The 16,159-nt window shown below is 38.8% G+C and carries 15 protein-coding genes; 14 read left to right on the plus strand and 1 reads right to left on the minus strand.

Annotated elements, in window-relative coordinates:
- The first annotated feature begins 6 nt into the window (after nt 1-6).
- The 13 genes from Q0948_RS08470 to Q0948_RS08525 all read left to right on the plus strand — a co-directional run bounded on the left by Q0948_RS08470 (nt 7) and on the right by Q0948_RS08525 (nt 14,251).
- On the plus strand, nt 7-591 hold the full coding sequence (locus Q0948_RS08470; RefSeq protein WP_298350568.1) for a DUF2911 domain-containing protein: 585 nt from the start codon (nt 7-9) through the stop codon (nt 589-591).
- Between the two features lies 1 nt (nt 592).
- Nucleotides 593-1,300, plus strand: a complete 708-nt coding sequence (locus Q0948_RS08475; RefSeq protein WP_298350566.1) for a PepSY domain-containing protein — start codon at nt 593-595, stop codon at nt 1,298-1,300.
- Nucleotides 1,301-1,324: 24 nt separating this feature from the next.
- The gene (locus Q0948_RS08480) at nt 1,325-1,816 is read left to right on the plus strand and encodes a DUF305 domain-containing protein (RefSeq protein WP_298350564.1); all 492 of its coding nucleotides are present in this window, start codon (nt 1,325-1,327) and stop codon (nt 1,814-1,816) included.
- A gap of 4 nt (nt 1,817-1,820) precedes the next feature.
- A complete protein-coding gene (locus Q0948_RS08485) occupies nt 1,821-3,548 on the plus strand; it encodes an efflux RND transporter periplasmic adaptor subunit (protein WP_298350561.1) in 1,728 nt (575 codons plus the stop codon).
- Nucleotides 3,549-3,595: 47 nt separating this feature from the next.
- Complete coding sequence (locus tag Q0948_RS14940; protein WP_363317812.1) at nt 3,596-3,907, plus strand: DUF6660 family protein; 312 nt, start codon at nt 3,596-3,598, stop codon at nt 3,905-3,907.
- 125 nt (nt 3,908-4,032) lie between these two features.
- A complete protein-coding gene (locus Q0948_RS08490; RefSeq protein ID WP_298350560.1) occupies nt 4,033-8,376 on the plus strand; it encodes a CusA/CzcA family heavy metal efflux RND transporter in 4,344 nt (1,447 codons plus the stop codon).
- 3 nt (nt 8,377-8,379) lie between these two features.
- A complete protein-coding gene (locus Q0948_RS08495; RefSeq protein ID WP_298350559.1) occupies nt 8,380-9,579 on the plus strand; it encodes an efflux RND transporter periplasmic adaptor subunit in 1,200 nt (399 codons plus the stop codon).
- A gap of 21 nt (nt 9,580-9,600) precedes the next feature.
- Nucleotides 9,601-10,014: a transcriptional repressor gene (locus Q0948_RS08500; RefSeq protein WP_298350557.1), complete on the plus strand. Its 414-nt coding sequence runs from the start codon at nt 9,601-9,603 to the stop codon at nt 10,012-10,014.
- Nucleotides 10,015-10,080: 66 nt separating this feature from the next.
- On the plus strand, nt 10,081-10,437 hold the full coding sequence (locus Q0948_RS08505; protein ID WP_298350555.1) for an STAS/SEC14 domain-containing protein: 357 nt from the start codon (nt 10,081-10,083) through the stop codon (nt 10,435-10,437).
- A gap of 8 nt (nt 10,438-10,445) precedes the next feature.
- Nucleotides 10,446-10,817, plus strand: coding sequence for a DUF3703 domain-containing protein (locus Q0948_RS08510; protein WP_298350553.1), 372 nt, complete (start codon nt 10,446-10,448; stop codon nt 10,815-10,817).
- A complete protein-coding gene (locus Q0948_RS08515; RefSeq protein ID WP_298350551.1) occupies nt 10,817-12,787 on the plus strand; it encodes a heavy metal translocating P-type ATPase in 1,971 nt (656 codons plus the stop codon). Before Q0948_RS08510 ends, Q0948_RS08515 begins: the two co-directional genes overlap by 1 nt.
- 79 nt (nt 12,788-12,866) lie before the next feature.
- Nucleotides 12,867-13,355: an asparaginase domain-containing protein gene (locus Q0948_RS08520; RefSeq protein ID WP_298350549.1), complete on the plus strand. Its 489-nt coding sequence runs from the start codon at nt 12,867-12,869 to the stop codon at nt 13,353-13,355.
- A 137-nt stretch (nt 13,356-13,492) separates the two neighbouring features.
- On the plus strand, nt 13,493-14,251 hold the full coding sequence (locus tag Q0948_RS08525; protein WP_298350547.1) for a LuxR family transcriptional regulator: 759 nt from the start codon (nt 13,493-13,495) through the stop codon (nt 14,249-14,251).
- Here Q0948_RS08525 and Q0948_RS08530 read toward each other — a convergent pair.
- A complete protein-coding gene (locus tag Q0948_RS08530; RefSeq protein ID WP_298350545.1) occupies nt 14,192-15,868 on the minus strand; it encodes a hypothetical protein in 1,677 nt (558 codons plus the stop codon). The genes Q0948_RS08525 and Q0948_RS08530 overlap by 60 nt on opposite strands.
- Nucleotides 15,869-15,908: 40 nt before the next feature.
- Here Q0948_RS08530 and Q0948_RS08535 point away from each other — a divergent pair, with 40 nt between their 5' ends.
- On the plus strand, nt 15,909-16,073 hold the full coding sequence (locus Q0948_RS08535; RefSeq protein ID WP_299231373.1) for a hypothetical protein: 165 nt from the start codon (nt 15,909-15,911) through the stop codon (nt 16,071-16,073).
- The last annotated feature ends 86 nt before the right edge of the window (nt 16,074-16,159 follow it).

Below are 16,159 nucleotides of genomic sequence, written 5' to 3' on the forward strand. Positions count from 1 at the left end.
ATACTTATGAAATACAAAATTTTAATAATCCTATTGTTGGCTGCTGTCATCAGCTGTAAAAATGAAAATAAGAACAATTCCAAAATAGAGACAGAGCACAATCATACTAAAAGTGAACCTAAACCTGATAATAAAAAAACCCTAAGCCCACATACATCGGCAATGGCAATGATAGGCGATGCCCATATTCATATAGATTATTCGTCGCCAGGCGTAAGAAATAGAATCATTTTTGGTGGGTTGCTGGCCTATGACCAAGTCTGGCAGGCTGGTGCTCATATGGCTACTTGGTTGGAAACAAATAAGGATTTAGAAATTGACGGTAAAGGATTGAAAGCTGGGAAATATGGGTTTTTTGTAATTCCGAATCAAGAAGAATGGACTGTCATTTTTAACAGGAATTGGAACCAACACGGTAAGGACGACTATACTGAAAACGATGATGTATTAAGATTTAAAGTGACACCTAAAATTTCGGAAGAAATCAAGGAACACTTAGAGTATAAAGTAAAAAAAACAACTGAGACTTCAGGAACAATCTCAATGAGTTGGGAAAAATCTACGATTGAATTTCCTTTTGAAATAAAGTAATATGGTTAACCGAAAAACAGCGAAATGGATTAGAAAAGCGCACCGCTATTTGGGTATTTTTTTAGGTATTCAGTTTCTGATGTGGACAATTAGCGGGATGTATTTCAGCTGGACGGACATCGACGAGATACACGGTGACCATTTTAAGAAAGTGGCACCTGTGCAGGCCTCTTTTAATGATTTGCTCGGCACATCCCAACTTGCTGCAATAGAACCCGTTCAATCTTTGGAACTACTGGAAATAGCAAATGAACCTTACTACTGGATTAATGAAGCACAGCTTTATAATGCCAGAACAGGACAAAGGAAAAATGGGATTTCTAAAAAAGAAGCTCAACAAGTTGCAAATAGGTATATGTTGAACGATTTAGAAATAGCGAAAATTCAATTAGTCGATTCTGTAGGACCACATCACGAATATCGCGGTCGCCCACTTCCAGCCTATGAAATTTCTTATGAGATACCACAAAATTTAAAAGCCTATGTGGCAGTTGAAAATGGCGCTTTTCAAACGGTAAGACATAGAGACTGGCGCTGGTTTGATTTTCTTTGGATGACCCATACGATGGATTATCAGGGAAGGGATAATTTCAACACCTTACTATTAAGGGCATTTTCACTTTTGGGATTGATAACCGTCTTAAGCGGTTTCGTTTTGTGGTATATCAGTTCCCCATCAATCAGAAAACTAAAAAAGAAAATTAAATAATTAGTAACAAAAAAACCAAAAATTATGAATGCAAACGAACACACAAATTCAGGAAAATCAAAAAATCATTATACACGTTTTGTAGCGATGCTTGCTTGCTCTTTTGTAGCAATGTACATTACTATGTATTTAAACACCTATGAATGGGACCACGTTTGGTTTAGCCTAACGAGATTTTATATGGTCTGCCTTGGTATCGCTGCAATGGCCATCATTATGTTTGTGGCAATGCGTGGTATGTACCAAAATAAAAAGAAGAATATCGCCATAGTCTTGGGAAGTATCGTTCTCTTTGTAGGTGCATTGGGACTTGTACGTGACCAAAAGTCAACCGTAGGCGATGTACTCTGGATGAAAGCAATGATACCACACCACTCAATAGCAATATTAACAAGTGAACGTGCCAATATTAAAGACCCAGAAGTTAAGAAACTGGCAGAAGATATTATTAAGGCACAACGACGAGAAATTGCCGAAATGAAAGAAATGATTGAACGTTTAGAAAACGAAAAATAAGATTATGAATAAGAACATTTTATATATAGCAATAGCCGTAATCGTAGGTTTGGGCGCAGGCTGGCTCATTTTTGGAAATGGGTCAAGTGATTCAAATAAGAATATGTCTGAAATGTCAGAACACGACCATTCTGGTAAAACCGAAGACCAAATGTGGACGTGTTCAATGCACCCACAGATAATGCAACCCGAAGCTGGCGATTGCCCTATATGTGGAATGGACTTGATTCCTGCCGAATCAAGTGCTGAAGGACTCGCATTGAACGAGATTAAAATGACCGAAAACGCAATGGCGTTGGCAAATATCCAGACCATTATCGTAGGTAATACACAATTCAGCGATGATGACGGTATGATATCCCTTTCGGGAAAAATTGCGCAAAATGAAGAAAACAATACCGTGCAAGCCAGTTATTTTAAGGGAAGGATTGAGCGACTTAATGTTAATTATGACGGTCAGCAAGTAAACCGTGGTCAGTTACTGGCAACCATTTACGCACCAGACCTTGTAGCGGCACAGCAAGAATTAATTACCGCAGCATCGCTTAAAACATCGCAACCAGCGTTATACAAAGCTGTGCGCAATAAACTAATAAATTGGAAACTTTCGGACTCACAAATTAATTCTATTGAAGAAAGTGGAACGGTACGTGAGAACTTTCCGATTTATGCAACTGTTTCAGGAACGGTTTCAGAAGTAATGGCAGCACAAGGCGATTATGTTAATCAAGGACAGCCTATTGTCAAGTTGAGCAATCTTAATTCGGTTTGGGCAGAATTTGATGCCTATGAAAATCAGATAGCACAATTCAAAGTTGGGCAAAAAATCAACATTACGACCAATGCCTATCCCAATAAGGAATTTGAAGGAACTATCTCTTTCATCGACCCTATGCTTAACAATGCCACACGTACAGTAACGGTGCGTGCAACCTTACAAAATCGAAACGACCTATTTAAGCCAGGAATGTTTGTGTCTGGAAAAGTGAAAGGCGCAACACAAACTATGGAAAACACCCTTTCTGTTCCAGCAAGTGCTGTACTATGGACTGGCGAGCGTTCATTGGTATACGTAAAAACCAATCCTAATGAACCTGTTTTTGAAATGCGTGAAGTTACCTTGGGCAATCGCTCTGGTGAGAATTACCAAGTATCAGCTGGACTGAATAATGGCGATGAAATAGTAACTAATGGAACGTTTACAGTAGATGCAGCTGCGCAATTGCAGGGTAAGAAATCGATGATGAATCAGCAGATGATGCAGGACGAATCAGCTATGATGGGCGATATGGAAATGAGTTTCAGTAATGCGTTTAGTTCTGACTTTAGTGAAGCATTACCGTCGTATCTCAAAATGAAAGACGCTTTAGTGGCAAGCGATGCTGGTCAGGTTTCCGTTTTTGCGAAAGCGACAACAGAAAAATTAAAAACAATATCGACAGAAGGTTTAGGCAAGATGGAAAAACAACACCTAACCAAAAGTATAGAGATGCTGGATGCCATCGCAAACAATGATATTTTGGAAAATCAGCGTTCTCACTTCGTCATCCTAAACGAGAATATCGTGCCTATTGCTATGAGTATTCAAAATTTAAACAATTATTTCATCCAAAAATGCCCGATGGCAAACAACAATAAAGGTGCAGTTTGGTTAAGTACTGAAGAAGAAATAAAAAACCCCTACTATGGTGATGCAATGTTAACCTGTGGTAGTGTGATTGAGTCATTGTAATAATCATTTGCAACACAGTTGCACCAAAATATTTTTATCTTTGTAATGTGAAACTATTTACAATCATACTTTCCATTTATTTCTTGGCGCTCAACTTTGCGCCTTGTGCTGATACAGTAGTCGATAGTGATGATACGCAAATTGAATATTCACTAACGGCAGATGCAGACCACGAACACAGCGATAACGACTTATGTTCGCCTTTTTGCCAATGTCATTGCTGCCACGTTCACACGATAAATTTTGGGTTGGTTGCGTTTCAACCGCTACAGCCTGCTATTCCTCACGAATTCTTTGCCCATTTCGATAATCTTGGCAAAGACATTCCACATTCCCTTTTACAACCCCCTCGGGTATAATTCAGTTTTCATAGGATAACTATATCCTGTTCTGACGTTTCTATGTTTTTAGATTCGTCAAAATCGTGCATTGCATTTTTTGCAATGTACCTAAAGAGAATTTAAACTGAATTAATACCCTATTTATGATTAATAAAATCATTGATTTTTCAATCAATAACAAATTTATTATTGGGCTACTCACACTTGCATTAATAGGTGCTGGTATTTATAGTATGACCCAAGTTCCCATTGATGCCGTACCCGATATTACAAATAATCAAGTACAAGTTATTACGCAATCGCCCAATCTGGGGACAGAAGATATTGAGCAATTTGTAACCTATCCCGTCGAAGTGGCTATGAGCAATCTGCCCAACGTTAAAGAAATCCGTTCGATTTCTCGTTTTGGGCTTTCTGTTGTAACCATTGTATTTTATGATGATGTAGGAACGTATTTGCCCAGACAACTCGTTGCCGAAAAACTGACAGAAGTACAGGAACAAATACCAATGGGCTTCGGCAAACCTTCTATGGGACCTATCTCAACAGGGTTGGGCGAAATTTATCAATACACCCTTGAAGTTGATAAAGAACACCAAGGCGAGTATTCATCCACGGAACTGCGAACGATTCAAGACTGGATTGTCCGTAGGCAGATGGCTATGGTAACTGGGGTGGTCGAAGTAAATGCCTTTGGTGGAAACAAAAAGCAGTACGAAGTATCTGTTGACCCTGATGAACTTCGCGCCATTGGTATCACGATTTCGGATGTGTTTTCCGCTTTGGAAAATAACAACCAGAATACTGGCGGTGCCTATATTGAACGTAACCATCAAGCCAATTTCATACGTGGCGAAGGTTTGGCGAGAACCGTTTCGGATATCGAAAATATGGTTGTCAAAACTGTCAACGGCATTCCCATTAAAATAAAGGATGTAGGTAACGTTACTATGGGAAGTGCCGTGCGCTATGGTGCGCTGACTAAAGATGGAAAGGGCGAAGCCGTGGGTGGAATGATTTTGATGCTGAAAGGGGCTAATAGCAACGAAGTAATTAAAAATGTTACCCAAAGGATGGAACAGATTCAGCAATCCCTTCCAGATGGGGTAAGCATTAAACCCTTCCTTGACCGTAGCGAATTGATTGCGGAAACCACGGGAACAGTAACCGGAAATCTTTTGGAAGGTGGTCTCATTGTAATTTTTGTCTTGGTGTTACTTTTGGGTAATTGGCGTGGCGGTCTAATCGTTGCATCCACCATTCCCCTTTCCTTATTGTTCGCTTTTATTTTGATGTACGTTTTTGACGTATGGGCTAACTTAATGAGTTTAGGGGCTATCGATTTCGGTATCATCGTAGATGGTGCAGTCATCATTGTGGAAAGTACCGTTTTCTTAATGTACTCTTATGTAGTGAAAAAGAAAGCTGTAAGTTCTGAAACACGAGATGAAATCGCAGCGAAGTCATCAAAAAAGATGATGAATGCCGCTTTTTTTGGTCAGCTCATCATTCTTATTGTCTTTCTTCCTATTCTGGCTCTCGAAGGTGTCGAGGGCAAGATGTTCCAGCCTATGGCGCTGACCTTCATCTTTGCGATGATTGGGGCAATGCTACTTTGTCTGACTTACGTGCCAATGATTTCAGCTCTTTTCCTAAGACCACCAAAATCTGAAAAACAGTCTTATGGCGATAAGTTTGTGCATTGGGTTGAGCGAAAGTATGAGCCGCTACTGACTAAATCACTTGTCAGAGGGAAAGTGATTATCGGCATTGCCGTTGCACTTTTTGTAGTTGCTATTTTTGCCTTTACCAGAATGGGCGGCGAATTCATACCACAATTGGACGAAGGCGATATTGCTTTCCACGCCATTTTAAAGCCTGGCAGTTCTCTTACTGAGACCATTGAGACCACGACAAAAATCGAGCGTATCGTAAAAGCGGAATTTCCAGAAGTAGAAACTATCATCAGCCGTATCGGTGTAGCAGATGTGCCTACCGACCCGATGCCGATGGATATTGCCGATGTATTCGTTATCCTTAAACCAAGCGATGAGTGGACATCCGCTGAGAGTAAGGATGAACTGTTGGAAAAAATGAAGGATGCCATTAGCATAGTTCCCGGTGTTAATTTTGAGTTTACACAACCTATCGAGATGCGATTCAACGAATTGCTTACAGGCGTTCGTGAAGATGTCGCTATCAAGTTGTTCGGGGAAGATTTGGATATACTCGCAAGTAAGGCCGAGGAAATGGGCAAAATCATAGCGACCGTTCCCGGTGTTGCAGATATGAAAGTAGAGGCAACCGATGGCCTTCCGCAAATTACGGTTAACTATAATCGAAACAAGCTCGCGCAATACGGACTGGAAATTAACCAGCTCAATAGTGTGTTACAAGCAGCGTTTGCAGGTGGAAAAGCAGGTGTTATTTTCGAGGGCGAAAAGCGGTTCGATTTGGTTGTTCGCCTACAAAAAGAAAATCGGGAAAGTATTGCCGATATCCAAAACCTGTTCATAAATCTTCCTAATGGTTCGCAAATCCCACTTCGGGAAATCGCGGACGTGAGCTACGAATCCGGTCCAATGCAAATAAGCCGTGATAATACAAATCGCAGAACATACGTAGGTATCAACATTCGTGACCGTGATGTCAAATCTGTTGTCGAAGAAATTCAAGCAAAATTGGATACCCAATTCGACCTTCCCCCAGGATATTATATTCGTTATGGTGGTGCATTCGAGAATCTCGAACGTGCCAGTAATCGGTTGCAAACTGTTGTCCCAATTGCTTTGATACTAATCTTTATCCTGATTTATTTCGCATTAAAATCTTTTCCGCAGACCTTAATGATTTATCTGGCCATACCAATGGCGACCATAGGCGGTGTGTTCGCCCTATGGCTTCGGGATATGCCTTTTAGCATTTCCGCAGGGGTAGGTTTCATTGTGCTATTCGGGGTAGCGGTACTTAACGGATTAGTAATGATAAGTGGACTAAACGAGCTGAAAGAAGAAGGCGTTACCGACTTAAGACAGCGAATTATAGAAGGTACTAAACGTAGAATTCGTCCTATTATGCTAACGGCCTTGACCGATATATTAGGGTTTCTTCCTATGGCCATTTCAGCATCGGCAGGGGCTGAAGTACAGCGACCATTAGCTACCGTTGTCATTGGTGGATTGCTAACTTCCACGCTCTTGACACTTTTTATTCTTCCTATTTTTTATCAATTGTTCGAGAAACGCTCGGAACGTAAGATGAAAGTCAATCCAAAATTCGTTACTGCAACTGCGGTAGTCTGTTTACTTTTTACATCTACTTTCGTTAAGGCACAAGAAGCTTCTCAGAATAATTCCCTGCCAGTTATATCATTGGAAAAAGCGGTAGAAATTTCCAAGGAAAACTATCCGCTCTTGAAAACGAAACAGTTGGAAATTCAAAGACAAACTGTGCTAAAGGGTACAGCTTACGATTTTGGAAATACCCAAGTGTTTACGGGTGGCGAGGAAATTTCGGATAGTCAGGGTATTTACACTTTGGTTGGTTTAGGACAGCAGAATATCAACCTATTCGGTATCGGTGCTAAAAAGCGTTTGCAAAAACAGCGCATCGCTTTGGCGGAAACAGCTCTTGACCTTTCTGAACTTCAGGTAGAACGGGAAGTTAAAAAGGCTTGGTCTCAAGCCTATCAGCAACGACAGAAATTTGAACTGTACCGTGAACTGGATTCTATCTATTCACAATTTGAAAAGGCCATTCAACTCAACTTTGAGGTGGAAGCTATTTCAAGACTGGAATATTCATCGGCCACAAATCAAGCCTTGCAAATCAGTAACAAATTGCAACAGGCAGAAAGCGATTATGCCATTGCCCTGCAAAAATTGAATCTTTGGTTGGTATCGGACACGTATTATTCCGTTCCTGACACTTTAGACGGAAGTGAGGTTGCCGTATTGGGAATGGAAACCGATTTAGGCAACCACCCTGAACTACAACTTTCGCAAAAGCGCATTACTGAAACAGAAGCTAACTATGATGCAGCGCGTTCCGATTTGATGCCCAATTTCAACTTACAGGGCGGACTTCAAAGGGTAAACGGCAATAATGGGTTTTATAGCTATCAGGCAGGTATTTCTATTCCTCTTTTTTCTGGTACGGTACGTAGCCAAGCAAAGGCCGCTAAAATAGATAACGAAATCGCAAAAGCAAATGCAGATTTTACCCAATGGCAACTGCAATCTGAATATCAGCAGGCAATACAAGCTTATCAAAAATGGGAAGGCTCTTGGGCTTTTTATAGTGATAAAGCCTTACCACTTGCAGAAGAACAGCGCAAAGGTGCATTGCTCGCCTATAAAGAAGGGGCGGTGGACTATGCAGCGTTCACGCAAATTATACGGGATGCCATTCAGACGGAAATGGATGCGCTGGACGCTCTCGACAATTATTTAAAATCAGTTTTCGAACTACAATATTTCAAACAATAACAAATGAAAAATCTATCTAAATATACAGTTATCGGATTATTTACGATGCTCTTAGGTCTAACAGCTTGCGGCGACTCTAAAACCGAGACTGCCGAAAACGATGAGGGAAATTCCGAAATGGAAGAAGCACACACAGAGGGCGAAGCTGAAGAAGTGATGCTTACGGCCAAACAGTTCGATGCATTACAAATGAAAATCGACACCCTACATATGCGAAATATGAGCGGTTATGTGGAAGCAAATGGCCAACTGGAAGTTCCACCTCAGAATGAAGCGACTATCACTTCGGTCATAGGTGCAAATGTGGTTTCCATTGAGGTCATCGAGGGCGATAAGGTCAACAAAGGGCAAACGGTCGCTTATTTATCCCATCCCAATATCATTCAAAAACAGACGGATTATCTGAATGCGTATAGCAATAGCCAATATCTTAAAAAGGAATTTGAAAGACAAAAGACTTTATATGACGCTGGTGTAGGCAGCGGTGCCAATTTTCAAAAAGCAGAAGCACAATATGAAGCATCCCGAAGTATGGCCAAAGGTCTGGAAGCGCAGCTGCAACAACTAAATGTTAGCGCTTCTGGCGTTAGAAAGGGAACTATTTATCAGCGTGTGGCCTTGCGCAGCCCCATAGAAGGATACGTTCAAAAAGTAGAAGTAAAAACAGGTCAGTACGTAGAACCGCAAACCGACCTTATGGAAGTGGTGGACACCCATCACGTTCACGCAGATTTGATGGTCTTTGAAAAGGATGTGTATAAAGTCAAAAAAGGGCAGATGGTTACTTTTAATGTACAATCCAATCAGGGCCAAGAATTGACCGCAGAAATTTATTCCGTTGGAAAAACTTTTGAGCAAAACCCCAAAGCATTGCACGTACACGCAGAAATTGAGAACAAGCAAGGCAATCTAATACCGGGAATGTACATACAAGGGCGCATCCAAACTGACAATAGAATGACCACGGCAATCCCTGAAAGTGCCATTGCAGCCGATGGCGAAAAGTCATTTGTGTTTACAGCAAAAAAGGAAGGCGAGGATTGGAAGTTTATGCCCGTAGAAGTCACAAAAGGCACTCACGATGGCGAGTGGATTGCCATAGATTTTTTAATGGAACAAGAACCTGATACACAATATGCCTTTAATAATGCCTACTACATTATGGCAGAAATGAAAAAGGGCGAAGCAGAACACTCACACTAAATATATTAATACCATCATAAGATGACAGAAATAGAAAAAACATTAGAAAGCAAAACTGTGCGTCCTACGGCTATGCGCATCTTGATTTATAAATATATGGCCGATAAAGAAATCGCAGTCGCCCTAACCGATATTGAGAACGCTTTCGCGAAAGCGGACAGGACTACGTTATACCGGACGTTGAAAACCTTTGAGGAAAAGGGTATTGTGCACCAAATTGATGATGGCACTAATATTTCAAAATATGCTTTATGTGAACCTGGTTGCAATTGTGAACTTGAACAAGATTTGCACCTGCATTTTCATTGCGGCAACTGTGAAGAAACCGTTTGTCTGACCGAACAAAAAATTCCGCATATCAACTTGCCCGATGGATATATAGCTGAGGATGCGAATTTGGTCATAAAAGGAATTTGCGAAAAATGTAGCGGATAAAAAATGCACTTCCGTTGCACTAATATTTCCAGTATATTCTGTGCAATTTATAAAATGGAATAAACTATGATACGGATATTAAATACAGAAAAAGATAATTTGATTTCTGCTAAAATCAGTGGAAAGATTTCAAAAAATGATGTTGAAAAAATCCATCCTCTCATTCATAATATAATTGAAAAAGGGAAAAAAGTAGATTTCTATTTTGAAATGGAAGACTTTGAGGGTTATACACTCAAGGGATTTTGGGAAGATATTAAAGTGGACAGCGCACATATTTCAGACTATGGAAAAATAGCTTTTGTAGGCGAAAAGAAGTGGCAGGAATGGGCTGCAAAAGCAACTGACTTCTTCACAAGCTCGGAATTAAAGTATTTTAAAATAGAAAACAGAACTCAGGCTATGGTCTGGATTAAATCTTAATTCCAGTAATGAAATTCAACACCATAATCCCAAAAGGTTTAAAAGAGCATTATCAAAGCGAATTGTCGTTATATCGCCTATCGTTAAATCAAAAAGAGTACACCGTTGCGTGGAAGCACTTGGAACGTTCTCACATACTTGGTCAAGCTTATCCCTATGAGCATACTTATTCTCATTGGCTGATGCTCAAATTTGGCTTCAGACAAAAAAATACTAAAGAAGTATTAGGGCAATTACTTCGATTAGCTGTCGGTGGGTGGAAATCCTTTATCGACCATATACCAACTGGAAATACAGGTGGTTCCAATGTTCCACCACTTAAAAAGATGGACCTTCCACAAGATTTAAGCATCATTTTAAACCAATACAAACCAACATAATGAAAAAGAAAAAAATAAACTTACGTGACTTAGAACCAAAAGAACACCAAGGCGAGCACAGTCACGACGATGGCCATAACCATAGCAGTCCCGAAGATGTTTCCAATTTTAGGACTTACCTGCCCGCAATTTTCAGCTTTGTGATGCTTATTATCGGGATTGCGGTTGATTACTTTGACACCTTTCCTTTTTTTGAAGGCTGGGTAAGAGTGGTCTGGTACACCGTTGCCTATATACCCGTTGGTTTTCCTGTTATAAGGGAAGGTTGGAACAGTATTAAAAATGGCGATTTTTTCACAGAATTTTTCTTAATGTCGATTGCCACTTTAGGGGCATTTGCCATTGGCGAATATCCCGAAGGCGTGGCCGTAATGCTATTTTATGCTGTGGGCGAACTATTTCAAAATGCAGCCGTCAACCGTGCCAAAAGAAACATTAAAGCTTTACTGGATGTAAGACCAAATGAAGCTTTGGTTTATCGTAATAACGATTTTATTTCCGTAAATCCCGAGACCGTTGAGATTGGCGAAAAGATTCAGGTCCGTGTTGGCGAAAAAGTTCCGCTTGATGGCATTTTAATTTCTGAAAAGGGCTCTTTAAATACTGCTGCCTTGACAGGCGAAAGCAAACCTGATACTATTGCTAAAGGTGATACTGTTTTTGCTGGAAGTATCAACCTTGATGGTGTAATTGAAATTCAGACTACTAAAGAATTTAAGGATAGTTCCATTGCACGAATTCTGGATATGGTACAGAATGCAACTGCCAGAAAATCAAAGACCGAATTGTTCATTAGAAAATTTGCGCGGATTTATACACCAATCGTTGTATTCTTGGCAATCGGCCTGACATTCTTGCCTTACTTTTTTGTAGATGATTATGTGTTTAGAGATTGGCTATATAGAGCATTGATATTCCTTGTGATTTCGTGTCCGTGTGCGCTGGTTATTTCTATTCCTTTGGGCTATTTCGGCGGATTGGGTGCGGCATCCCGAAACGGTATTCTATTCAAAGGTGCATCTTTTCTCGATGCAATGACCAAAGTGAACACGGTCGTAATGGACAAAACCGGAACGGTTACCAAAGGGGTTTTCAAAATCAAGGAAATCAATTCCATCACATTTGAGGAAGCCGAGTTTATGAAATACCTGATGGCGATGGAAGAACAATCTACCCATCCTATTGCAAAAGCGATTCTCGAATACAAAGCAGACGGTTCGGATTATGAAGCGACTAATGTTTCAGAGGTTGCCGGAAAGGGATTGAAGGGAACAGTTAATGGGAAAACGGTGTTGGTAGGTAATAAAGCTTTGATGACTTTAAACAACATAGAAGTTCCTTCGGAAACGGATGGTATTGTAGAATCAATTGTTATGGTGTCCATTGATGAGAAATTTGCAGGTTACGTAACCATTGCAGATGAACTAAAGGATGATGCACACCAAGCTATAAAACAAATTAGGGATGCAGGAATTTCTAAGATTATAATGCTATCAGGCGACAAGGACTCTATTACGCAACAAGTTGCAAAAGAGTTAAATATCGATTGGGCAAAAGGTGGTCTGTTACCTGAAGACAAGCTAAACGAAGTTGAAGAACTGAAGAAACAACCTGATACAAAAGTAGCATTTATTGGTGATGGCATCAATGATGCACCAGTCTTGGCAGCAAGTGGTGTAGGTATTGCGATGGGTGGTTTAGGAAGCGATGTAGCTATCGAAACGGCTGATGTTATCATACAGACAGACCAACCGAGTAAGATTGCAAGAGCGATTCAAATTGGTCGTTCAACTCGAAGTATCGTATGGCAAAATATTGGTTTGGCCTTCGGTGTAAAAGTAATAGTTCTAATTCTTGGTGCAGGTGGATTAGCAACAATGTGGGAAGCTGTTTTTGCAGATGTAGGTGTTGCTTTACTCGCTATTCTTAATGCCATTAGATTGCAGAAAATGAAGTGGAAGGATTCTTAGAGGCCTTACTCTGACTAAGCAAAAAAATACTCTCAAATAAATTAACGTTATCTTTATAAGTGATAAGAAGTCTAAATCTATGATTCACATTCTCACAACTGGTGGTACAATCGAAGGGTTGGACTATATTGATGATAGTGGCATTACTTCATCCAATGTAGGGATTGAAGATTTTTTGAATAAAGCAAATATCGATTTTGAATACACTATCGAAAATGTCTTTAAAAAAGACAGTCGTGCTATAACAGATGATGACAGAAAGCTATTGACGAGCAAGATAAAGGAAGTTAATGCGACTAAGATACTGATTACCCACGGTACTTTCACAATGGAAGATACCGCAAATTATATAGGAAAACTCAATTTGAATAAGACAATCGTTTTGGTTGGGTCTTTCATTTTAGGCTCATCTGCAGATACAGATGCGCCGTTTAATTTAGGGTATGCAATTAGCTCACTACAGCTTCTAAAACCGGATGTTTATATTGCTATGAACGGACAAATTTTTAATTGGAACAACGTTTTCAAGAATTTAGAAACCAACAAATTTGAGCACAATGAGAAGTAGAATAAATGTTTGGTACAGCGATACATTGGACAACCTTTTTCTATCTATTAATAGATACGTTCATAGTATTGCTCACTATTTACTTTTCCAGAAAGAAAACGCGCAGTAGTCTAAGACGCTTTCTATACCTTGGAATTTTGTTTGTAGCCTATAACGCAACTGGCGGTTTCCTACCAATTGACAACTTCCCAGGCCCTTTCATTTTACAATATATTATCACGTATGGTGTAGCCATAGCATTGTGTGTATATATCGTTTACTACCTCTATAAAGAATACGATATTGTTGTTTTGAAATTCAATTCGTCCATAAGAAACCTTGCTATACTCGCAAGCGTGAGTTTTGTGGTACTGTTTCTCATTCCGTACTTTTTGACAGATTCGCTTAATTCCGCTCGCTTTCTGTTTACCATACCAATATCCGTTATTGCATTTGTTTTTCTGTTTATTTTCTACCGTCGTATATCTAATCCCAGCAATCCAAATCGTTTCATATTGAGGCGAAACAAGCTTTCAATGGTAAGCGTTGGCAGTATAGCTTTTTTGCCTATATGCACGGTCATTGGCGATTATCAGTGGATAACATTTACCGTAATGAACTTGGCTTTCTTTGCCATAACTGCGATTGAAACAGATAGATACTTGTACTTCATAGAGAACAATAATAGAATGTATGAAGTGTTTGCATTAAAGGAAAAACAACGTGACGAATCTATTGAACGAAAAATCATCTATGAAGATTTAACTCGTAGAGAGATAGAAATTGCCTTGTCGATATTGGGTAATTCAAGCTACCGAAATATTGCAAAAGACCTATTTATTGCAGAAAGTACAGTATCAAAACAGAGATGCTTGAATTATTCCATCATTAAAACGATTAAAAACAAAAGGGTCTAAAACATTTTTCACAAAACTGGTTTGAAACAACCCATCTTTATTATTATTACGCATATTATTCAGAACGCAGGAAATAGTAAAATATACGTCAGATTGAGTTACATTTTGATAATACTTATTATCGTTAAAAAAAGCTGAGTTTTTTCTTATTTCAAGTTCACTACCTCCTATACTTGAATAAAAGATTTTTTCGCTTCCACCTCGATTTGTAGAATCTGAAAATGCTCTCAAAACATCAATCCTATCATTAATAAATTTTGAAGGCACATCCAATTCTTCTTGAACTGATTGTAAATAATCGAGTTCTTGTTCCCAAGGTGTATTCGAACTTGAATTATCGCAGTTTATGGTCTCAATCTCTACCAAAGAACTATTATTGGGACCATAAAGACCATACTTGATATTAGTTCTGAGCTCAGCAAATTTATTTGGGTCGCTAACTCGGTTTATTCCAATAAAATAGATTAACCTAATGTTCTCATAGTTCCGAAAAAACCGACTTAGATAAAGCAGATTTTTGCCATTTGAAATACAAGAACCCACAATTAATATAGAGCCTGAAGAACTACTCGCAATAGTATCTTCCTTCAATTCTGATTGATTAATTATAGTGACTTCATTTTTTGCGAAATCCTGAATTCTATTATTGATGTACTGTGACAAAAGCCCGGAACCTTTGTCATTAAGATGGACTACGTGGGTTATAGATGCTGGAACGTATTGATTTATGTAAGCGTCTAATTTACTTTTATGACTTTTGAAACTTTCATTAGCAATATTTCTAATGATATTCTCGTAATCTATATAAAGATTGTAATTTTTTCTTGAAGTCGAATCCTCACTATATGAAACCTTAAGAGATGTTCCGGACTCATTATTTAGTTTAAAAACTTCTACAAAGTTTTTCAAGGATTTTGAAATATACTTAGATGCACTTATATTTCTGGCATAAATTACCGGTTCATCTAAATTAAAAGAATCGCCTATAATACTGATAGGTGTAGAATGGTTTTCACAATAGGTGCATTTTTCATTCTTTTTTGATTGGTCATATAGCGGAATGCCATAGTTTAATTTTTCATTTCTCTCTAAATTACATAAAACTCTTTCTTGAATTATAGGTGAGTCCTTATCAATTGGCATATAATATAAAGTGCATATTTCATCAGAACCTATTTCAGGGTGATTCTTTTGAATATAATTTATAAGTCCACCAGATGTAGATGCTGAAATAAGAAATATAGATTTGTCATAAAAGATGGATTGGCTGTTGTACAAGCCGTCATAGGACTTAAAAGATTCAATATTAATTTCTTTATCCTGATTATATCTTTTTAAATATTTGGTCATTGAATATGCAATGACATTAATAGACAGAGTATCACAATATATGTTATCAAAATCTACTTTACTAAATAGGTGTATTGTGTTGAGTGCTATAAAGTCAATTTGACTTTTAAATACCAAAACATTGGCAGTTCTAAGAAATTTTGATGAATGCTTTCCAGAAGGAAAAACAAAATGGTGGGAAATTCCATTACTTTCAACCAAGCCACCATTATCTTCAAAAATTTTAACCAAACCTTGGTTCAATATTTCTTTCTTGTTTTTTGCCAAATATTCTCTCTTTGGAAAACTGAATGTTTACGCTTTTAGAATGGGAGATGTTTCGATTACTCTAGGATATTTACTTTGGGTTATAGCTAAAATTCAAAGAAAAGGTGCTCATCCTCTCGGACTTCTTCTAGAAATGAATGGAAAATGGGATTTGGCCAACAGAATGTTGGAAGCTTATTCCGAAATGTTAGAATCTGAAAAATAAAGAACTACTCACAACAATGGCTATAAGTAATTGCTTGTTCTCGCCTACTTCTGAAAATCCTCGCGGATTTTCAGTTTGGTGTGTAC

The sequence above is a fragment of the uncultured Dokdonia sp. genome (genome assembly GCF_947496725.1).
Classification (GTDB): Bacteria; Bacteroidota; Bacteroidia; order Flavobacteriales; family Flavobacteriaceae; genus Dokdonia.